This is a genomic window from Luteibacter sp. KNZ12-1A, from assembly GCF_056755675.1.
In genome coordinates this window covers 26,869-47,935 of sequence record NZ_JBPGXU010000013.1, presented here as the reverse complement: position 1 = coordinate 47,935, position 21,067 = coordinate 26,869, and the positions used below count along the sequence as shown (strand labels likewise).

Below are 21,067 nucleotides of genomic sequence, written 5' to 3'. Positions count from 1 at the left end.
GGAACGGGAGCGGGATGTGGCAATGGCGGGGCGCGACGTGCACATCCCTGTGATGCTCGACGAAGTGCTGGAGGGCCTCGCCTTGCGCGAGAATGGGCGTTATCTGGACGGGACTTTCGGCCGCGGCGGTCACGCCCGGGCGATCCTCGCCCGTCTCTCCGACGCGGGCAGGCTCTTCCTCATGGACCGCGACCCGGCCGCCATCGCCGTGGCCGAAGCCGGCCTCGCCACCGATCCCCGTGTGTCCCTGCGCCACGACAACTTCGCCACCATGGGTGACTGGCCCGCCCTGGAAGGTGGCCTCGACGGCATCCTCCTCGACCTGGGCGTGTCTTCGCCGCAACTCGACGACGCCAGCCGTGGCTTCAGCTTCATGGCCGACGCGCCGTTGGACATGCGCATGGACACCACGCGCGGCATCAGCGCGGCGGAATTCCTCGCCGATGCCGACGAGGCCGAGATCGCACAGGTCCTGTGGACCTTCGGCGAAGAGCGCTTCAGCCGCCGCATCGCCAAGGCGATCGTCGAGCGCCGCGCCACCGATCCCATCACGCGTACCGGCGAACTCGCCGAACTGGTCGCGCGCTGCGTCGGCCGCCGCGAGCCCGGCAAGAATCCCGCCACGCGGACGTTCCAGGCGCTGCGCATCCGCGTGAACGCCGAACTCGAATCCGTCGAGCGTGGCCTCGATGCCGCGCTCGAACTGCTCGACGTGGGTGGCCGCCTGGCCGTGATCAGCTTCCATTCGCTGGAAGACCGTACGGTGAAGCAGTTCATCCGCGCCCATGAGGGCCGTGTGCAGGGCAGCCGTCGCGGTCCGCCGGTCGAGGCGAAGACCGCCCGCCTGAAGCCCGTGGGCAAGGCCATCTTCCCCTCCGACGCCGAAGTGTCCGCGAACCCGCGTTCGCGCTCCGCCGTGCTGCGCATCGCGGAGAAACTCGCATGAAGGCCTTCGGCGCCGCCTGCCTCTCGATCCTGCTGCTAGCGGTCATCGCCAGCGCGATCGGCGTGGTGTGGACGCGCCATGAGAGCCGCGTGCTGTTCGTCGAGCTTTCGCGGCTGCAAAGCCAGAAGGACGATCTCGGCGTCGAATACGGCCGCCTCGAACTGGAACAGGCGACCTACGCCGAACCCAGCCGCATCGATGCGGACGCCCGCGGCAAGCTCGGCATGTTCACGCCGAAGCCGCAGGACATCCAGTTGGTGCGTCGATGAAGGCCCGTTACGGCAAGCCCGTCGTGCCGAGTCGCCGCCGCGGCCAGGGCCCGAGCCCGCGCAAGCGCATGACGGTGATCGTCGCGCTGCTCTGCGTGGCCGTCTCGGGACTGGTGGTGCGCGCCTTCGACCTCCAGGTGGTACGCAAGCAGTTCTACCAGGACCAGGGCGACGCCCGATTCCTGCGAGAGATGCCCATCGCGGTGTCGCGCGGCACCATCTTCGATCGCAATGGCGAGCCCCTGGCGGTATCCACGCCGGTGGCTTCGATCTGGGCGAATCCGCCGGAAGTGCTGGAGAACGAGGACCGCATCCCGGAGCTTGCCAAGGCGCTGCACGTCGACGCCGACGACCTGAAGCAGAAGATCGTGCAGCGGGCGGACAAGGAATTCATGTACATCGCGCGCCAGCTGCGTCCGGAGGATGCGCAGGCGATCGTGGACCTGAAGATCCCGGGCATCGCCTCGCAGCGCGAATACCGTCGCTACTATCCGTCGGGTGCGGTGAACAGCCATATCCTCGGCTTCACCAACATCGACGACCACGGCCAGGAAGGCCTGGAACTGGCGTTCGACGAATGGCTCGCCGGCAAGCCGGGTGCGAAGCGCGTCATCCGCGACCGCATGGGCCATGTCGTCGAGGACGTGGAACTGGTGCGCGAGCCGCAGCCGGGCCGCGATCTCACCCTGTCGATCGATCGGCGCATCCAGTACCTCGCTTATAGCGCCCTGAAAGATGCGCTGGAGAAGAACAAGGCCGAGTCCGGCTCCATCGTCGTGATGGACGTGCACACGGGTGAAGTGCTCGGCATGGCCAACCTGCCTTCGTTCAACCCGAACGCGGTGCGCGGCAGCACGCCGTCGGAACGGCGCAACCGCGCCGTCACGGACGTGGTCGAGCCGGGTTCGACGATGAAGGCGTTCACGATGGCCGCGGCGCTCACCAGCGGCAAGTACACGCCGACCGCGCCGCTGATCGAGACCTCGCCCGGCACCTGGATGATGGGCGGCCATCCGGTGCGCGACACGCACAACTGGGGCACGCTGACACCGACGGGCGTGATCACGAAGTCGTCCAACGTGGGCGCGGCCAAGATCGCGATGACGCTGGACACCGATTTCCTCTACGGCGTCTACAAGTCGTTCGGGCTGGGCAACAGCACCGGCAGCGGCTTCCCCGGCGAAGCGGCGGGTTACCTGCCGGTGGGCCGCACCTGGAAGCCGATCGAGAAGTCGCGCCTGGCCTACGGCTACAACCTCAACGTCACGCCGTTGCAGCTGGCCACGGGCTATGCCGCCATCGCCAACGGCGGCGCCTTGCGCTCGCCGAGCTTCATCAAGGGCGCGGACAACCCGCCGAACCAGATCGTCACGCCCGACGTGGCGCACAATCTCGTGCGCATGCTCGAAACGGTGATGGCGCCGGGCGGCACGGGCTACGGCTTCGCCTCCGTCGCCAACTACAGCGTCGCGGGCAAGACCGGCACCTCGCACAAGAATTCCGCGGGCGGCTACTACGCCAACAACTACATTTCGCTGTTCGTCGGCATGATTCCGGCGAGCGCGCCGCGCCTGGTGACCGTCGTCGTCATCAACGATCCGAAGGGCGGGCACTACTACGGCGGTTCCGTGGCCGGTCCGGCCTTTGCCCAGGTGATGGAAGGCGCCGTGCGCCTGCTCGACATCCCGCCGGACAACGTGGGCCGCTGGTACGCGGGCGGCCCGAGCCAGGGCGGGTTGATCGGCACCACCAACGCGCAACCGCCGCAGGCGGACGAAAGCGCCGCCGAAGAGGTGGTGCCATGACCATGCGCCTCGCCGACTTGCTCGACGGTTTCGCCGACGCTTCCCGCGCCGGCGACATCGACGTTTCGGGCCTCGCCCTGGATTCGCGCGAGATCGCCCGCGGCAACGCCTTCGTCGCGTTGCGCGGCATGAAAGGCCACGGCATCGAGTTTGCCGCCAAGGCGGTCGGGCAGGGCGCGGTGGCGATCCTCGCCGAGCCGCCTTTCGACGCCGATGCCGCAGGCGCGGGCGTACCGGTCATCACGGTCGACAAGCTCCGCGAGAAGGCCGGGCCCCTCGCCGCGCGTTACTACGGCGACCCGTCCCGCGCGCTCGATGTCATCGGCGTGACGGGTACCAACGGCAAGACCTCCACCGTCCAGCTGATCGCGCAGGCGCTGGCCTTCCTCGGCCGCAAGCCGGCCACGGTCGGCACGCTGGGCGCGGGCCTGCACGGCGCGATCGCCGAGGGTGAGCGCACCACGCCGGACGCGATCCGCATGCAGGTGCTTCTCGGCGAGTTCCGCGACGCCGGCGCCACGCACGTCGCGATGGAAGTGTCCTCGCACGCGCTGGAGCAGGGTCGCGTGAACGCCATCGCCTTCGACGTGGCCGTGTTCACCAACCTCACGCGCGACCACCTCGATTACCACGGCACGATGGAAGCGTACGGCGCCGCCAAGGCCAAGCTGTTCGCTTTCGAGGGCCTGCGCAGCGCGGTGATCAACGTGGACGACCCGTTCGGCGCGAAGCTGGCCAAGGGCCTCGGCGAAGGCATCGCCAGGCTGCGCGTCTCGATGGCGGGCGACAGCACGGAAAAGGATGCCGAGATCCGCGCGGACATCGTCGTCACCTCGGCGAAGGGCCTGTCGTTCAACCTCAACACGCCGTGGGGCATGCGTACCGTACGCAGCGCGCTGCTCGGGCGCTTCAACGTCGCCAACCTGCTCTCGGTCGCCGCCGTGCTGGGCGCGCTGGGCGAACCGTTCGAGCGCATCCATGCGGCGCTGGAAGCGCTGCAGCCGGTGAATGGCCGGATGAGCCGTCTCGGCGGCGACGGCCGCAAGCCGCTTGTCGTGGTGGATTACTCGCATACGCCCGACGCGTTGAAGCAGGCGCTGCTCGCCCTGCGCTCGCATACCAAGGGCAAGCTGGTCTGCGTGTTCGGCGCCGGCGGCGATCGCGACCAGGGCAAGCGCCCGATCATGGCGGCTATCGCCGAGCGGCTCGCCGACGTGGTGATCGTGACCGATGACAATCCACGCAGCGAGGACGGCGACGCGATCGTCGCGCAGATCGTTGCCGGCTTCGCCCACCCCGACACCGTCATGGTCGAGCGCGACCGCGCGCAGGCCATCGCCCTGGCACTGGCCGACGCGAAGGCCGACGACGTCGTGCTGATCGCCGGCAAGGGCCACGAGACCTATCAGGAAGGCCCGGAGGGCAAGCGTCCCTTCGATGACCTCGCCGTCGCCCGCGAGGCGATGGAGACGAGCAAGAAGGGAGCCCGCGCATGATGCGCCTGTCCGCCGTCGCCCTCTGGACCCGCGGCCGCCTGCAAGGCGCCGACGCCGAGGTCAGCGGCTTTTCCATCGATACCCGTACCCTCCGGCCGGGCGACTTGTTCGTAGCCTTGCCGGGCGAGCGCGTCGACGGGCACGCCTTCGTCGCCGCGGCGGCTGAGCGCGGCGCCGTCGCCGCGCTGGTCACGCGTCCGGTCGACGCGCCGATCCCGCAGGTGATCGTCGACGACACCCAGGCCGCGCTGGGCGACCTCGCCAGCGCCGTGCGTGCGCAGCGCGACGTGCGCGTGGTCGGCATCACCGGCTCCAACGGCAAGACCACGGTGAAGACGCTCACCGCGTCGATCCTGTCGCGCCATGGCCGCACCCATGTCAACGCCGGCAACTTCAACAACGAGATCGGCATGCCGCTGACCTTGCTGGCGATGCCTGAAGACACCCGCTACGCGGTGCTGGAAATGGGTGCCGGCAAGCCGGGCGACATCGATTACCTCGCCGCCATCGCGCGGCCCGATATCGGCCTCGTCAATTCCATCGCGCCCGCGCATCTTGAGCGCATGGGCACGATCGAAGGCGTCGCCGAAACCAAGGGCGCGCTATACCGGTCGCTGCCCGCCGACGGGATCGCCATCGTCAACGCGGACGACGAGCGCTTCGCCGGTTTCTTCGCCAACCTGGCCGGATCGCGCGCCATCCTACGCTATGCGCTGAACCACCGGGCGGACATCGGCGCGGACATCGTCGAAGAGCGCATCGACGGCACGCACTTCGTGCTGTCGACGCCGCATGGCGACGGTGACGTGCATCTTCCCCTGCCGGGTCGTCACAACGTGGCGAACGCGCTGGCCGCGGCGGCGATCGCCACGGCGCTCGGCGTCCCGGTGGACGTCATCGTGGAGGGCCTGGAGCAGGTCCCGCACGTACCCGGTCGCCTCGAACTCGAACCGATGCCCGGTGGCTGGACCCTGATCGACGACAGCTACAACGCGAATCCCGGCTCGGCGGCGGCGGCGATCGACACGCTGGCCCTCGCCCGCGGCGAGCGCTGGCTGATCCTCGGCGACATGGCCGAACTGGGGCCGGATGCGCTGAACCTGCACGCCGGGGTCGGTCGCCTGGCGCATGCGCGAGGCATCGAGCGCCTGCTCGCCACGGGGACCAGGAGCGTGGCGGCGGTAGAGGCCTTCGGCCCGGGGGCGCAGCATTTCGCGACGCAGGAGGCGCTGATCGAGGCCGCCTGCGCGCAGATCCACGAGGGGGTGACCTGCCTCGTGAAGGGGTCGCGTTCCTCCGGCATGGACCGGGTCGCGGCGGCGATGAAGAAATACGCTGAAGGAGCATTCCATGCTGCTTGAACTGGCGGAATGGATGGCTCGGCACTTCACGTCGCTGCATCTGTTCCAGTACATCACCTTCCGCGCGATCATGGCCGCGCTCACGGCGCTGGCGGTCTCGCTGCTGCTCGGGCCCGCGCTCATCCGCAAGCTCGCCGCGCTGAAGGCGGGCCAGGTCGTGCGCAGCGATGGTCCGCAGACCCATCTGGCGAAGGCCGGCACGCCGACCATGGGCGGCTTGCTCATCCTGTTCGCGGTCGGCATCGCCACGCTGCTGTGGGCCGATCTCGGCAACCGCTACGTGTGGGTGGTGCTGGCGGTGACCTTGTTGTTCGGCGCGATCGGTTTCTATGACGATTACCGCAAGCTGGTGCTGAAGGACAGCCGTGGCCTCGCCAGTCGCTGGAAGTATTTCTGGCAGTCGGTATTCGGCCTCGGCGCCGCGGTGTTCCTCTACCAGACCCACCAGCTTCCGGCCGAGACCGCACTCTACGTGCCCTTGTTCAAGCAGGTCGCCATCCCGCTCGGCGTGTTCTTCGTGGTGGTCGGCTATTTCATCATCGTCGGCTTCTCCAACGCAGTGAACCTCACCGATGGACTCGACGGCCTCGCGATCATGCCGAGCGTCCTGGTGTCGGGCGCGCTGGGCATCTTCGCCTACCTCGCCGGTAACAAGCTGTTCTCCGAATACCTCGGCATCCCGGCGATTCCCGGGGCCGGCGAACTGGCGATCTTCTGCAGCGCGCTGGCGGGAGCGGGGCTCGGCTTCCTCTGGTTCAACACGTATCCGGCGCAGGTGTTCATGGGCGACGTGGGCGCGCTGGCGATCGGCGCCGCGCTCGGTTGTGTCGCGCTCATCGTCCGCCAGGAGATCGTGTTGCTGGTGATGGGCGGCGTGTTCGTGCTGGAAACCGCCTCGGTGATGCTCCAGGTCGGCAGCTTCAAGCTGCGCGGCAAGCGCATCTTCCGCATGGCGCCGATCCACCATCACTTCGAGTTGAAGGGCTGGCCCGAGCCGCGGGTCATCGTCCGTTTCTGGATCATCAGCGTGGTGCTGGTGCTCATCGGTCTTGCAACCTTGAAGGTACGCTGAGAAAAGCATGTTCGGCTTCGGTAACAAGCAGGCGAAACGCCGTCAGGGCCCGCGGGGGAGCTTCGACCTCCCGCTGCTCGTGGCCGCGCTCGCCTTGGCCGCGCTGGGCGTGGTGATGGTCACTTCCAGCTCGATCGCCGTGGCCGATGGCTCGCACCAGGGCGCGTTCTATTACCTGAAGCGCCACCTCGTCTTCCTGTTCCTCGGTGGTTGCCTCGCCGCGGCGGCGATGCGTACGGAACTGAAGACGCTGGAGAAGCACAGCTTCCTGCTCCTGCTGGTGGGCATCATCATGCTGCTGATGGTGTTCCTGCCGGTGTTCGGCATGCGCATCAACGGTGCGCGGCGCTGGGTCAACCTGCTGGTCACCAGTTTCCAGCCGGTCGAGGCGGTGAAGCTGATCCTCGTCGCCTATCTTTCGAGCTACCTCGTGCGCCATCGCGAAGGCGTGGAGTACGAACTGTTCGGCGTGGTGAAGCCGGTGGGCGTCGCCGGTTTCATCGTGTTGCTGCTGCTTGCCCAGCCCGACTTCGGCTCGGCCGCGCTGGTCGTCGCCACCACCGTCGGGATGGTCTGGCTGGCCGGTGCGCGCATGCGCAACCTCCTGCTGCTCGCCACGCCGCTGGTGCCCGCGCTGATCTACGCGGCCACGGCCGAGGATTACCGTATCAAGCGCCTCACGTCCTTCCTCGACCCGTGGAAAGATCCCTTCAACGACGGATTCCAGCTGACCCAGGCGCTGATCGCCGTGGGTCGCGGCGAGTGGACGGGCGTGGGCCTGGGGTCGAGCGTGCAGAAGCTGTTCTACCTGCCCGAGGCGCATACCGATTTCATCCTCGCGGTGCTGGCGGAGGAGCTTGGCCTGGCCGGGATCATGGTGGTCATCCTGCTCTACATCGTGCTGGTCGGTCGCGGGCTCTACGTGGGGCTCAAGGGTGTCGAGCTGGGCCATCGCTTCTCGGGCTACGTGGCCTACGGCATCTCGTTGATGATCGGTTTCCAGGCGATGGTGTCGATCGGCGTGAACCTGGGCGTGCTGCCGACCAAGGGCCTGACCCTGCCGCTGATCAGCTCGGGCGGCTCGTCCGTGCTGATGACCTGCGCGATGGTCGGCGTGCTGCTGCGCGCCACCTTCGAGATCAACCGCGCCGAAGACGCGCGCCAGACAGCGGTGCGCCTGCCCGCGAACGCCGTGCCCGATTCCGCGGCGGCGGCGGGAGGCATGGCGTGAGCGCCCCCGTGCTGATCATGGCCGGCGGTACCGGTGGCCACATCTTCCCCGGCCTCGCCGTCGCCGACGAATTGCGTTCGCTCGGCATCCCGGTGGCCTGGCTCGGTGCCGAGGGTGGCATGGAGACCCGCGTGGTGCCCGCGCATGGCCTGGACCTGCATACCGTCGCCGTCGGCGGGCTGCGCGGCAAGGGCATGAAGACGCGTGTCCTCGCCCCGCTGATGCTCGCCCGCGCGTTGATCGCCTCGCTGAAACTCCTGCGCAAGCTGCGTCCGCGCTGCGTCCTCTCGATGGGCGGCTACGTGGCCGGACCGGCCGGCGTCGCCGCGCGGATCGCGGGGATTCCGCTGGTCGTGCACGAGCAGAACGCCGTCGCCGGATTCACCAACCGCAAGCTCGCCTCGTTCGCCAGGAAGGTCCTCACGGGTTTCCCGAACGTGCTGCCGAACGGCGAGTGGGTGGGTAACCCGGTGCGCGCGCGGATCGCCGCGTTGCCGCCGCCGGGCGAGCGCATGACCGGTCGCACGGGCCGCGTGCGCATGCTCGTGCTGGGTGGGAGCCTCGGCGCCCGCACGCTCAACCTGGCGGTCCCCAAGGCGCTCGCACATATGCGCGGCAACGCCAGCCTCCACAACGCCGAGCCGGAAGTGGTCCACCAGACCGGCGAGCGCGGCCTCGACGAAGCGCGCGACGCGTACACCGAGGCGGGCATCGCCGCCACCATCGTGCCCTTCATCGAAGACATGGCCGGTGCCTACGAATGGGCCGATATCGTGGTCTGCCGCGCTGGCGCGCTCACCGTGGCGGAACTCTGCGCCGTGGGCATCGAAGCCTTGCTGGTGCCGTTCCCGCATGCCGTGGACGATCACCAGACGGCCAATGCGCGAGCCATGGTCGACGTCGGCGGCGCCCGGCTGGTTCCCGATGCCACGCTGAACCTGCCCGGCGCCCACGAGGCGTTCGCGGTGCTCCTGTTCGACATGATGCTGGATCGCCAGAAGATCCTTTCCGCCGCCAACGCGTCCCGCACGCTGGCCAAGCCCGACGCAGCAGCAACGATTGCCCGTCACTGCATGGAGGTTTCCGCATGACGCCCGGTCGTTTGCGTGCCCACGAAGATTTCATGACCTCGTTCCGCCGTGTCCATTTCATCGGCGTGGGCGGCGTCGGCATGAGCGGCATCGCCGAGGTGCTGTGCAACCTCGGTTACGGCGTGTCCGGTTCCGACCGCGCGCACTCGCCGACCACGGAACGCCTTGCCAAGCTGGGCATCGAGGTGCACATCGGCCACGAAGCCTCGAACGTGGATGGCGCCGACGTGATCGTCACTTCGAGCGCGATCCGCCAGGACAACGCGGAACTCGTCGCCGCGCGCGCCGCGCGCATCCCGGTCGTGCCCCGTGCGGAAATGCTCGGCGAGCTGATGCGTTTCCGCCGTGGCATCGCCATCGCCGGCACGCATGGCAAGACCACCACCACGAGCCTCGTGGCGAGCGTGCTCGCCGAGGCCGATTACGATCCCACCTTCGTCATCGGCGGACAGCTCAATGCCGCTGGCGCGAACGCGCGCCTGGGCACCGGACAGTACCTGGTGGCCGAAGCCGACGAGTCCGACGGCTCGTTCCTGATGCTTTCCCCGGTGATCGCGGTCGTGACCAACATCGACGCCGATCACCTGGAGAACTACAACGGCGACTTCGGCCAGGTGAAGAAGGCCTTCGGCGATTTCCTCCATCGCCTGCCGTTCTACGGCCTGGCCGTGCTGTGCATCGACGACGAGGAAACCGCGAAGCTGGCCGAGGACACCTCGCGCCGCCTGCTCACCTACGGCATCGACAAGCCGGGTGCGGACGTGACGGCGAGCAACGTCCGCCAGGTCGGCTTCGAGATGCATTTCGACCTGCACCTGCCCGGCATGGCCGGCACGTTGCCGGTGACGTTGAACCTGCCGGGCCGGCACAACGTGCAGAACGCGCTCGCCGCCGCGGCGGTGGGCTGGCAGCTGGGCGTGGACGCGGAAGCGATCGCGCATGCGCTTGCCCGTTTCGAAGGCGTGGGCCGTCGCTTCCACCGTCGTGGCGAGATCGCGCTGGATTCCGGCAGCGCGCTCCTCGTGGACGACTATGGCCACCACCCGCGCGAACTGGCCGCCGTGTTCGCCGCCGCGCGTGGGGGCTGGCCGGATCGACGCCTCGTGGTCGCCTTCCAGCCGCATCGCTACAGCCGCACGCGCGACCTGCTCGACGATTTCGCCAAGGTGCTCGCCGAAGTGGACGTGCTCGTGCTGACCGAGGTGTATCCGGCTGGCGAATCGCCCATTCCCGGCGCGGACGGGCGGGCCCTGGCGCGTGCGATCCGCGCGCGCGGAAAGACCGATCCGGTCCTTGTCGACCATCCGCGCGACCTGCGCGACACGCTGCCCGCCCTGGCGCGGGACGGCGACCTGATCATGCTGCTCGGCGCCGGCGACATCGGCGCGGCGGCCATCGAGCTGGCCAACGCCGGCAACCTGAGGACCCGTACGTGATGAGCAGTACCCGCTTCCCCCGCATCGTCACGGACGCCGCCGATTTCGGCCGCGTCGCCGTCGTGATGGGCGGCAATTCGGCCGAGCGCGAGGTGTCGCTCGACTCCGGCCGCGGCGTGTTCGAGGCCCTGCGCTCCAGCGGCGTGGACGCGCAGCTGATCGACGGTATTCCCGCCTTGCTCGACGCCGTGCGCGCGGGCCATTTCGCGCGGGTGTTCAACATCCTCCACGGCGCCGGCGGCGAGAATGGCGAATTGCAGGGGGCCCTGCAGTCGCTCGGCGTGCCGTACACGGGTTCGGGCGTCCTTGGTTCGGCGCTGGCGCTGGACAAGGTGCGAGCCAAGCAGGTGTGGATCGCCCTGGGCCTGCCGACCCCGAAGTTCAAGGCGCTGCCGCGCGGCGCCGACGTGCACGCCGCGGCGCGCGAGGTCGGTTTCCCGCTGATCGTGAAGCCGGCGTGGGAAGGGTCGAGCGTGGGCGTGACGCGCGTGTTCGACGAATCCGGCCTCGACGCCGCCGTCGAACTGGCGCGCAGGTATCCGGGCGACATGCTGATGGAGACCCTCATCGAGGGCGACGCGAACGAAGGTGGCGAGTTCACCGTCGGCATCCTGGGCCGCGAAGTGCTGCCGACGATCAAGATCGTGCCCCAGGGCGAGTACTACGACTACAACGCCAAGTACATCGCCGAGGACACGCAGTACATCGTGCCCGGCCTGTCGGGCGCGGAAGAGGAAGCCATGCGGGCGCTCGCGCTGCGGGCGTTCGACGCGCTCGACTGCGTGGGCTGGGGTCGCGTCGACGTGATGCGCGACCGCCATGGCAAGAACTGGCTCCTCGAAGTGAATACCGCGCCGGGCATGACCTCGCATTCGCTCGTGCCCAAGGCCGCCGCCGCCGCGGGCCTGGACTATGCCGCCCTGTGCTGGCGGATTCTCGAAACCTCGATGCAGCGGGAGGGCGCGAAGGCATGAAGGGAGCCGCCGCCACGCGGATCGTCGCCTGGGGTATCGCCATCACGCTGGTGGTGTTGCCCGTGGTCGGCGTGATGCAGGGTTGGTTCGCCGCCGGCCGTTGGCCGGTGACGCAGCTCAAGGTCGAGGCGGAGTTCGCGCATGTCAGCGCCGAGCAGATCCGCAGCGCCGTGCTGCCGCGGCTCGGCAAGGGATTCTTCGCCACGGACCTGGAAGACGTGCGCCACGCGATCGGCGCGCTGCCTTGGGTGGAGTCGGTGGAGGTGCGCAAGCGCTGGCCCGATACGCTGCTGGTGCGCATCTACGAACGGCAGCCGTTCGCGCGCTGGAACGAAGACCGCCTCATCAGCCGCCAGGGCCTCGTCTTCGACGCGCCGGGTGCCGACCAGATGGGCGACCTTCCGCGCTTGCGCGGCCCCGATTCGCGCCTCGCCGAAGTGGTGAGTTTCTACGCGCAGGCACGCAAGTCCTTCGAGGGACGCACGGGTCTGTCCATCGTCGGCGTCAGCCTGAGCGAGCGTGGCAGTTGGAGCGTCACCACCGACAGCGGTGCCGAGATCGTGATCGGCGATCGCGACCAGGCCGATCGCCGCCTCGCGCGCTTCCTCGATGTCTACCCGCAACTCGTCGCCGGCCGGCAGGGCGGTTTCGCCTACGCCGACCTGCGTTACACCAACGGATTCGCCATCCGGTGGCCGCAACCGGAAACCACGGCCACACCCAAGGTCGGAAGCTGAGCTAACCATGAGAAACAAGAACGACAAACAGCTCGTCGTCGGCCTCGACATCGGAACCTCGAAGGTGGTCGCGATCGTAGGCGAGTACGAGCCGGGCGAACCGATCGAGGTGATCGGCATCGGCACGCACGTCTCGCGCGGCATGAAGCGCGGCTCGGTCGTCGATATCGAATCCACCGTGCACTCGATCCAGCGCGCGGTGGAGGAAGCCGAGTTGATGGCGGGTTGCGATATCCGCTCGGTGTACGCGTCGATCTCGGGTAGCCACCTGGAAACGCGCAACTCGCACGGCACCGCGGCCATCCGCGACCGCGAGGTGATGTCGGCCGACCTCGAACAGGTGCTGGAGGCCGCAAGCGCGGTCGCCATCCCGGCGGACCGCAAGGTGCTCTACAAGGAATCGCAGGAATACCGCATCGACGGCCAGGACGGCATCCGCCACCCGGTCGGCATGAGCGGCGTGCGCCTGGAAGCCAGCGTGCACCTGGTGACCGGCGCGGCGAGCGCCGTGCAGAACATCTCCAAGTGCATCCAGCGATGCGGCCTGTCCGTCGACGAACTCGTCCCGGCCGCCGTCGCCAGCGCCAAGGCCGTGCTCACCGAGGATGAGCTGGAACTGGGTGTCTGCCTCGTCGACATCGGCGCGGGCACCACCGATATCGCCATCTACACGCAGGGCGCCATCCGTTACACCAAGTCGTTGCCGGTGGGCGGCGACCAGGTCACCAACGACATCGCCTACGGTGTCCACACGCCGACCGCCCACGCGGAAGAGATCAAGATCAAGTACGCCTGCGCGCTCGCCCAGCTCGCGCACGCGGAAGAAACCATCCAGGTGCCCAGCGTCGGCGATCGTCCGCCGCGCCGCCTCGCCCGGCAGGCGCTCGCGCAGTCGGTGCAGGCGCGCTACGAGGAGATCTTCGAGATGGTGCAGGACGAACTGCGCCGCTCGGGTTACGAAAGCCTCGTCGCGGCGGGCATCGTGCTGACCGGCGGCGCCTCGCGCATGGAAGGCGCACTGGAACTGGCGGAGGAGATCTTCCACAAGATGGTCCGCATCGGGGTCCCGCAGCACGTCTCGGGACTGGGCGACGTCGTTTCCAGCGAACTCCATTCGACCGGCGTGGGCCTGCTCCTGCATGGCTCGCGGTCGAGCGGCGGTTCGCGTCACGCGAGTTCGGCTGCCGGCAATGTCGGCAGCGTGGTCGAGAAGTTCCGAAGCTGGTTCACCAAGAACTTCTGAGTTCGTTTCATTGGATTGTCGGTGCCCGATGGAAGGGGGGCGCCGGGGCACGAGGAAGGCCCGCAACCCGCGGCCGACAGGAGTCGGACACGGGACATAAACCAAAAAAACTAAAAGTTCTGCGGAGGACGGGAAATGTTCGAACTGATTGAAAAACTGGCACCGAATGCGGTCATCAAGGTCATCGGCGTGGGTGGTGGCGGCGGCAACGCCGTGGCCCACATGGTGAATTCCAACATCGAAGGCGTCGAGTTCGTCGTCGCCAACACCGACGCGCAGGCGATGAAGAGCTGCGCCTCGCGCACGCACCTCCAGCTGGGTGGCAATGTCACCAAGGGCCTGGGTGCCGGCGCGAACCCGGAAGTCGGCCGCCAGGCCGCGCTGGAAGACCGTGAGCGCATCGAGGAAATGCTCGAAGGCGCCGACATGGTCTTCATCACCGCCGGCATGGGCGGTGGCACGGGTACCGGCGCGGCGCCGGTAGTGGCGCAGCTGGCGAAGGAGAAGGGCATCCTGACGGTCGCCGTCGTGACCAAGCCGTTCCCCTTCGAGGGCCGTCGTCGCATGCAGGTGGCCCTCAAGGGTATCGAGGACCTCTCCCAGCACGTCGACTCGCTGATCACCGTGCCGAACGAGAAGCTGCTCTCGGTGCTGGGTCGGGAAGTGACCTTGCTCAATGCCTTCAAGGCGGCCAACGACGTGCTCCAGGGCGCGGTCCAGGGCATCGCCGACCTGATCACGGCCCCGGGCCTGATCAACGTCGACTTCGCCGACGTCCGCACCGTCATGAGCGAGATGGGCATGGCGATGATGGGCTCGGGCACCGCCCGTGGCGACGATCGCGCCCAGGCCGCCGCGGAAGCGGCGATCAACAACCCCTTGCTCGAGGACGTGAACCTGGCAGGCGCCTGCGGCATCCTGGTCAACGTGACCGCCGGCCCGAACCTCACCATGCGCGAGTTCGACGAGATCGGCCGGGTGATCCACGATTTCGCCTCGGAAGACGCGACGGTCGTGATCGGTACCTCGCTCGATCCGGAAATGCAGGACGACGTTCGCGTGACGGTCGTCGCCACGGGCCTGAACCGTGGTGTCACCGCCAAGCAGCCGATCCGCCAGCCGGTCCAGCAGCATGTGGAAATGCGCCAGCGTCCGCGCCCGGTCGTGCTGCGCACGGGTACCGGCAACGAAGTGGTCGACTACGCCCAGGCCGACGCGATGCCGTCGGTCCGGTCGGAACCCGCCCAGCCGCAGAAGAATGCGGAACCGGCCATCGATTACCTGGATATCCCGGCGTTCCTGCGTCGCCAGGCCGACTGACCGGCACTCACCGCTGAAGGCACGTTAAGGAAAACGTGAGGCCGACCCGGCACGATGCCGGGCCGCCCGGTGCCCCGCCGCCCTCCCGTTCCGGGTGGCGGGGCACCGCCGTGCCTCGACAGGAAAACCTGCAAGTGATATCAATCGTTTGCAAGTCTTTGAATGAGCGCCATTTCAGTCGCAAGCTAGATGAGAATGGGTCGCGGATCTTGCTGAAGGAACGGTGAAGCAATGCTGGACTGTACCGTCCGGTTTGTTTATTCCGAGGTTAAGACTGTGTTAGCATGTCCGCTACTTTAGGCTGCTGCCAACAAGGTTCGACCCAACATGATCAAGCAGCGCACGCTCAAGAACATCATTCGCGCCACGGGCGTCGGCCTCCATACCGGCGACAAGGTGTACATGACGCTTCGTCCGGCGGCGCCGAACACGGGCATCGTGTTCCGCCGTACCGATCTCAATCCGCCGGTCGAGTTGCACTCGCGTCCGGAGAACGTCGGTGACACGCGTCTTTCCACCACCCTGATCAATGGCGACGTTCGCGTGTCGACCGTGGAGCACCTGCTCTCGGCGATGGCCGGTCTCGGTATCGACAACGCCTACGTCGACCTCTCGGCGCCTGAAGTGCCGATCATGGACGGCAGCGCCGGTCCGTTCGTCTTCCTGATCCAGTCCGCCGGCATCGAGGAACAGGATGCGGCCAAGCGCTTCATCCGCATCAAGAAGCCGGTGATCGTGCAGGACGGCGACAAGTGGGCCAAGCTGGAGCCGTTCGACGGCTTCAAGGTGGGCTTCTCGGTCGAATTCGACCACCCGCTGTTCAACAAGCGCAATTCGCAGGCCGAGATGGATTTCTCGACGACTTCGTTCGTCAAGGAAGTCAGTCGCGCCCGCACGTTCGGCTTCATGCGTGACATCGAAATGCTCCGCGAGCGCAACCTCACGCTCGGCGGTTCGATGGACAACGCCGTGGTGCTCGACGACTACCGCGTGCTCAACGAAGACGGCCTCCGCTACGACAACGAGTTCGTCAAGCACAAGATCCTCGACGCCATCGGCGACATCTACATGCTGGGCCACAGCCTGATCGGCGCGTACTCCGCGCACAAGTCGGGCCACGAGCTCAACAACAAGCTGCTCCGCAGCCTGATGGCCGACGCCACGGCGTGGGAAGAAGTCAGCTTCAAGGACCCGGCCAAGGCGCCGATCTCCTACGCCCATCCCGCCCAGGCGGTGTAAGGCACCGCCCCTCGGGGCGACCGGAGACGCCTCAGGCGATCCGTTACGAAAAAGGCCGCGAGCGATCGCGGCCTTTTTCGTTGTCCGGCCCAACCCAGTGGGATCCACCCAGAAGGAGGCAACCTGGTGGGAGGCAACGTTGTGGGAGCCGACTTGTCGGCGATCCCGCGGCAGCGGGCAAGGCCACGGCAGCCCCCATCGCCGACAGGGCCGGCTCCCACAGGAGCCTCCTGAACCCATGAGACCGCCCGTGACCCACGTCACGTCAGTGAAATTTACGTGCAATTTAGGCATTTCCACGCTTCATGCGTGCTATAAAGTTCGCCGCTCTTCGCGGTCCGTGGGTGCTTACGGATCAGCGAAGGTGAACGCAAGCATAGGATTATTCTGAATTTTCGGCCTTGGAGGCCAATTCAAGGAACAGATCCCGCAACGTGGGGTCGGAGAGTGACGCCGCGGCGCTCCGAAGATGTCGGGCCGCCGAGGTGGAAAGCGGTTTGTGCCGGTCGGGGATCACTTCCACGGGCGGTAGGGGGGCCACTTTCACGGCAACCGAGTGGGCCTTCGCGCCGATGGCGCGAGCGGCTTCGAGGATTTGCGCCTGGTAAAGGCGTACCCGCGAAGCCCAGGCCGACGAGGGCGCAAGGAAGACGAGCCTGCCGTCGCGCAGGTCCGCGAAACGGACCTGGTCACGCAATGGCGAGGGCAATGTCGCGCGCAGCTGGCGATCCAGTTGGTCGAGTTCGCGGGCCCGCTGGGCCAGCGACGCGACGGGCCCGAACTCCGTGATGGACGTCAGTCCACGCGTGGAGCGGCGGGGCGGCTGGGATGGCGGTGGCATGGGCCGGCTTTAACTATTCGATGTGGAACGTATGCAGATCATACTCGTGTCTCGTGGCCTGAAAGGGCCGAAAACGCTCGACCTGACTTGCCGGCGCCTGCGCTGCAAGTTCGCACTGATGGCCATCGCCGGTTTCGTGGGTATCGCCTGTCTCGGCGCGGGGGTGGCGCTCGCGGTGGCGAGTCCGAAGGAGCGCGCGCTCGGCGATATCGGTAGCCTCGCCCAGCGGGTGGGCGATCAGGACGCACGGGTCGCGGAAATCAAGCGGGATGCACAGCGCGATCTGGACGCGCTGGCCGTGAAACTGGGCCAGCTCCAGGCCCAATCCGTCCGTCTCAACGCCTTGGGCGAACGCCTCACCCAGGTCGGCAAGCTCGACGACGGTGAATTCGATTTCGACGAGGAGCCGGGCCAGGGCGGCCCGGAACTCACCACCGGTGCCGATGTGCCGGCTTATGCCTTGCCGGCATCGCTCGACAAGAGCATCGACCAGCTTTCCGGGCAGTTCGACACCCAGCAGGCCCAGCTCGAGGCGCTGCGCGACATGCTGATGGACCGCACGATCGAATCCAGCCTTCGGCCCACCGGCATGCCGGTGAATGGCTACATCTCCTCGTATTTCGGTGGGCGGCCCGATCCCTTCAGCGGCCATGCCGCCCGTCACACGGGCATCGACATCGCCGCGCCCACGGGTACGCCCGTGACGGCGGTCGCTGAAGGAATGGTCACATTCGCCGGTCAGCGCAGTGGTTATGGCGACGTAGTCGAAATCGACCACGGCAATGGCTACATGACCCGGTACGCCCATAACAGCGTCATCCTGGTGCACCCCGGGCAGCGCGTCCGGATCGGCGACGCCATCGCGAAGGCCGGCTCCACGGGGCGCTCCACCGGGTCGCACGTCCATTTCGAGGTCTGGTACCGCGACCGCGTGGTGAATCCGCTGGCCTACGTCCGCAGCCATCGTTGAGAAGGCTTGAATCCGGTCCGGGCCGCCGCCACCCCGAGGAAAGCCGGGGACGCCCGTAGTATGATCGTCCCTTCGTGCCGGCCGGCCATGGCCGTTCGGCAGCCCTTTTCGCTTCAGATCCGGATGATCGATGTTCAATCGTGCCCTGACGAGTATTTTCGGCAGCCGTAACGAGCGTGTCCTGCGCGACCTCTCCAAGACGGTCAAGCGCATCAACGCCCTCGAGCCGGAGTACGAAAAGCTTTCCGACGACGCTCTTCGTGGGAAGACCGAGGAATTCCGCCAGCGCCTCGCCGCCGGTGAGACCCTCGACAAACTGCTGCCCGAAGCCTTCGCGGTCACCCGCGAGGGGGCCAAGCGCGTCCTCGGCATGCGTCATTACGACGTGCAGCTGATCGGCGGCATGGTCCTGCACGGCGGCCGGATCGCGGAAATGCGCACCGGTGAAGGCAAGACCCTGGTCGGCACGTTGCCGGTGTACCTCAATGCCCTGGAAGGCAAGGGCGTACACGTGGTCACCGTGAACGACTACCTGGCCCGCCGCGATTCGGCGCAGATGGGCAAGCTCTACAACTTCCTCGGCCTCAGCGTCGGTGTCGTGTATCCGGGCATGGACCACGCCGACAAGCGCAGTGCCTACCAGGCCGACATCACCTACGGCACCAACAACGAGTTCGGTTTCGACTACCTGCGCGACAACATGGCGCTCAGCAAGGAACAGCGCAACCAGCGCGGCCTGCACTACGCCATCGTCGACGAGGTGGATTCGATCCTGATCGACGAGGCCCGTACGCCCCTGATCATCTCCGGCCCCGCCGAGGATTCCCCGCAGCTGTACATCGCGGTGAACAAGATCGTGCCGGGCCTGACGCGGCAGGAAAAGGAAGACGGCCCGGGCGATTATTTCGTCGACGAGAAGCAGAAGCAGGTGCACATGTCCGAAGAGGGCATGGAACACGCCGAGCAACTGCTGCGTGAGGCGGGCGTCATCGATCCCGATAGCGGCCTGTATGACTCGAAGAATCTCGCCGTCGTCCATCATATGAACGCGGCGCTGCGCGCCAACGCCATCTACCAGCGCGACGTCGACTACATCGTCCGCGATGGCGAAGTCATCATCGTCGACGAGTTCACCGGCCGTACGCTGGCGGGCCGTCGCTGGTCGGACGGCCTGCACCAGGCGGTGGAAGCGAAGGAAGGCGTGCCCATCCAGCGCGAGAACCAGACCCTGGCGACGGTCACGTTCCAGAACCTGTTCCGCATGTACAAGAAGCTGGCCGGCATGACCGGTACGGCCGACACGGAAGCGTACGAATTCCAGACCGTCTACGGCCTGGAAGTCGTCGTGATCCCGACGCACAAGCCGATGATCCGCGTGGACAACCCGGACTCGGTGTTCCTCGGACAGGAAGCGAAGTACAAGGCGGTCATCGCCGACATCAAGTCGTGCCACGAGCGCGGCCAGCCCGTCCTCGTCGGTACCGCTTCCATCGACGTGTCGGAACTGGTGTCGGGCCTGCTCAAGCAGGAGCGCATCCCGCACGAGGTGCTCAACGCGAAGCAGCACGAACGCGAAGCGCACATCGTGGCCCAGGCGGGCGCCCCCGGTGCCGTGACCATCGCGACGAACATGGCCGGCCGCGGTACGGACATCGTGCTCGGCGGCAGCCTGGAGGCCGCACTCGCCACCTTGCCGGAAACGGCGTCCGAGGCTGAGCGCCAGAAGGTTCGCGAGGACTGGAAGAAGCGCCACGAACAGGTGCTCGCCGCGGGCGGCCTGCACATCATCGGCACCGAGCGTCACGAATCCCGTCGCATCGACAACCAGTTGCGTGGTCGTTCGGGCCGCCAGGGCGATCCGGGTTCCTCACGCTTCTATCTGTCGCTGCAGGACAACCTGATGCGTATCTTCGGCGGCGAGCGCATCGGCCGCTGGATGCAGATGTTCGGCATGAAGGAAGACGAGGCGCTGGAAGACCGCCTGATCACGCGTCAGATCGAGAAGGTGCAGCGCAAGGTCGAACAACACAACTTCGACATCCGCAAGAACCTCCTTGAGTTCGACGACGTTGCGAACGACCAGCGCAAGGTCATCTACGCGCAGCGCGACGAACTGCTGGAGACCGACGATATCTCCGACATGATCGGTGACATTCGTCAGGACGTCATCGTCGGCTTGGTGCGCAAGTACGTACCGGCGGACAGCATCGACGACCAGTGGGACATCCCCGCCCTCGACCGCGAACTGGCGAGTGACCTGAACCTGCGCCTCGACCTCGTCCAGTGGATCGAGACCCAGAAGGACATCGACGCCGACGGCATCCTCGACCACGTGCGCGAGGCGGTGGACGCCATGTTCGCCGAGAAGGAAGCCCAGGTCGGTGCGGAAACCATGCGCTCACTCGAGAAGCACGTGATGCTCTCGGTGGTCGACAATGCGTGGAAGGAGCACCTCGCCAGCATGGATTACCTGCGCCAGGGCATCTACCTGCGCGGTTATGCGCAGAAGCAGCCGAAGCAGGAGTTCAAGCGCGAATCGTTCGAACTGTTCGCCGAGATGCTCGACCGCATCAAGCTCGAAGTCGTGCAGATGCTCGCACGCATCCGCATTCGCAGCGAAGAAGAAGTGCTGGCGATGGAAGCGGAGCAGCAGCGCGCCGCCGAGACACAGCGCCTGCAGTTCCAGCATGCCGACGCACAGGCCATGGGTCAGGGCGGCGGCAACACCGAGTCCGAGCCGGCCATGGCCCCGATCTTGAACGACGGCCCCAAAGTCGGTCGCAACGATCCGTGCCCCTGTGGGTCAGGCAAGAAGTACAAGCACTGCCACGGCCAGTTGAGCTGATACGAAAGAACAGGACTGCGTCGAACCTTTTCTGGCGCAGCTACGAAGGCGCTCCTCATCCGAGGGGCGCCTTTTTCTTTACGGGAGCACGGCTCGGCTTCGCCATCGCAGTGGCCTTTGCGTCGAGGCAGGGGAGCCGCCGGGCGTCACCCTGGTCGCTAAGTCCTCGTCCGGCCTACGCCTCCCTGCGG

17 protein-coding genes are annotated in these 21,067 nt (G+C 67.0%); 16 read left to right on the top strand and 1 reads right to left on the bottom strand.

The annotated features are described in order from the left end of the window. Nucleotides 1-22: 22 nt before the first annotated feature. From rsmH to lpxC, 14 genes are all read left to right on the top strand, one after another. The gene (gene rsmH / locus ACR9ZJ_RS05115; protein WP_481287074.1) at nucleotides 23-946 is read left to right on the top strand and encodes a 16S rRNA (cytosine(1402)-N(4))-methyltransferase RsmH; all 924 of its coding nucleotides are present in this window, start codon (nucleotides 23-25) and stop codon (nucleotides 944-946) included. After that, a complete protein-coding gene (gene ftsL / locus ACR9ZJ_RS05110) occupies nucleotides 943-1,215 on the top strand; it encodes a cell division protein FtsL (RefSeq protein ID WP_306850873.1) in 273 nt (90 codons plus the stop codon). The genes rsmH and ftsL overlap by 4 nt, the downstream gene beginning before the upstream one ends. Further along, nucleotides 1,212-3,020: a peptidoglycan D,D-transpeptidase FtsI family protein gene (locus ACR9ZJ_RS05105; protein WP_481281499.1), complete on the top strand. Its 1,809-nt coding sequence runs from the start codon at nucleotides 1,212-1,214 to the stop codon at nucleotides 3,018-3,020. The genes ftsL and ACR9ZJ_RS05105 overlap by 4 nt, the downstream gene beginning before the upstream one ends. Further along, the gene (locus tag ACR9ZJ_RS05100; protein WP_481287073.1) at nucleotides 3,017-4,516 is read left to right on the top strand and encodes a UDP-N-acetylmuramoyl-L-alanyl-D-glutamate--2,6-diaminopimelate ligase; all 1,500 of its coding nucleotides are present in this window, start codon (nucleotides 3,017-3,019) and stop codon (nucleotides 4,514-4,516) included. Before ACR9ZJ_RS05105 ends, ACR9ZJ_RS05100 begins: the two co-directional genes overlap by 4 nt. Beyond that, nucleotides 4,513-5,877, top strand: a complete 1,365-nt coding sequence (locus ACR9ZJ_RS05095) for a UDP-N-acetylmuramoyl-tripeptide--D-alanyl-D-alanine ligase (RefSeq protein WP_481281497.1) — start codon at nucleotides 4,513-4,515, stop codon at nucleotides 5,875-5,877. The genes ACR9ZJ_RS05100 and ACR9ZJ_RS05095 overlap by 4 nt, the downstream gene beginning before the upstream one ends. Beyond that, nucleotides 5,867-6,949, top strand: coding sequence for a phospho-N-acetylmuramoyl-pentapeptide-transferase (gene mraY / locus ACR9ZJ_RS05090; protein WP_306850870.1), 1,083 nt, complete (start codon nucleotides 5,867-5,869; stop codon nucleotides 6,947-6,949). Before ACR9ZJ_RS05095 ends, mraY begins: the two co-directional genes overlap by 11 nt. A 7-nt stretch (nucleotides 6,950-6,956) precedes the next feature. Continuing rightward, the gene (ftsW, locus tag ACR9ZJ_RS05085; protein ID WP_481281496.1) at nucleotides 6,957-8,180 is read left to right on the top strand and encodes a putative lipid II flippase FtsW; all 1,224 of its coding nucleotides are present in this window, start codon (nucleotides 6,957-6,959) and stop codon (nucleotides 8,178-8,180) included. Between the two features lie 17 nt (nucleotides 8,181-8,197). Next, entirely contained in the window at nucleotides 8,198-9,271 is a 1,074-nt protein-coding gene (gene murG / locus ACR9ZJ_RS05080; protein WP_481287078.1) for an undecaprenyldiphospho-muramoylpentapeptide beta-N-acetylglucosaminyltransferase, read from the top strand. Continuing rightward, nucleotides 9,268-10,707 (top strand): UDP-N-acetylmuramate--L-alanine ligase, encoded by a 1,440-nt coding sequence (murC, locus tag ACR9ZJ_RS05075; protein WP_481281494.1) that lies wholly within the window; start codon nucleotides 9,268-9,270, stop codon nucleotides 10,705-10,707. Before murG ends, murC begins: the two co-directional genes overlap by 4 nt. After that, nucleotides 10,707-11,681, top strand: coding sequence for a D-alanine--D-alanine ligase (locus tag ACR9ZJ_RS05070; RefSeq protein ID WP_481281493.1), 975 nt, complete (start codon nucleotides 10,707-10,709; stop codon nucleotides 11,679-11,681). Before murC ends, ACR9ZJ_RS05070 begins: the two co-directional genes overlap by 1 nt. After that, nucleotides 11,678-12,418 carry a cell division protein FtsQ/DivIB gene (locus ACR9ZJ_RS05065; protein WP_481281492.1) on the top strand — a complete coding sequence of 247 codons (741 nt, stop codon included), beginning with the start codon at nucleotides 11,678-11,680 and terminating at the stop codon, nucleotides 12,416-12,418. The genes ACR9ZJ_RS05070 and ACR9ZJ_RS05065 overlap by 4 nt, the downstream gene beginning before the upstream one ends. Before the next feature lie 7 nt (nucleotides 12,419-12,425). Next, a complete protein-coding gene (gene ftsA / locus ACR9ZJ_RS05060; protein WP_306850864.1) occupies nucleotides 12,426-13,661 on the top strand; it encodes a cell division protein FtsA in 1,236 nt (411 codons plus the stop codon). A gap of 135 nt (nucleotides 13,662-13,796) precedes the next feature. Next, a complete protein-coding gene (gene ftsZ / locus ACR9ZJ_RS05055; protein ID WP_371022711.1) occupies nucleotides 13,797-14,981 on the top strand; it encodes a cell division protein FtsZ in 1,185 nt (394 codons plus the stop codon). A 327-nt stretch (nucleotides 14,982-15,308) separates the two neighbouring features. Beyond that, nucleotides 15,309-16,220: a UDP-3-O-acyl-N-acetylglucosamine deacetylase gene (lpxC, locus tag ACR9ZJ_RS05050; RefSeq protein WP_167031507.1), complete on the top strand. Its 912-nt coding sequence runs from the start codon at nucleotides 15,309-15,311 to the stop codon at nucleotides 16,218-16,220. 382 nt (nucleotides 16,221-16,602) lie between these two features. Here lpxC and ACR9ZJ_RS05045 read toward each other — a convergent pair whose 3' ends face one another. Beyond that, nucleotides 16,603-17,061, bottom strand: a complete 459-nt coding sequence (locus ACR9ZJ_RS05045) for a DciA family protein (protein ID WP_306850861.1) — start codon at nucleotides 17,059-17,061, stop codon at nucleotides 16,603-16,605. Nucleotides 17,062-17,092: 31 nt separating this feature from the next. Between ACR9ZJ_RS05045 and ACR9ZJ_RS05040 the strand changes: the two genes are divergently transcribed. Together ACR9ZJ_RS05040 and secA are read left to right on the top strand one after the other, a co-directional pair. Continuing rightward, on the top strand, nucleotides 17,093-18,031 hold the full coding sequence (locus tag ACR9ZJ_RS05040) for a M23 family metallopeptidase (RefSeq protein ID WP_481281491.1): 939 nt from the start codon (nucleotides 17,093-17,095) through the stop codon (nucleotides 18,029-18,031). A 130-nt stretch (nucleotides 18,032-18,161) separates the two neighbouring features. Then, nucleotides 18,162-20,876, top strand: coding sequence for a preprotein translocase subunit SecA (gene secA, locus ACR9ZJ_RS05035; protein ID WP_481281490.1), 2,715 nt, complete (start codon nucleotides 18,162-18,164; stop codon nucleotides 20,874-20,876). Nucleotides 20,877-21,067: the final 191 nt, after the last annotated feature.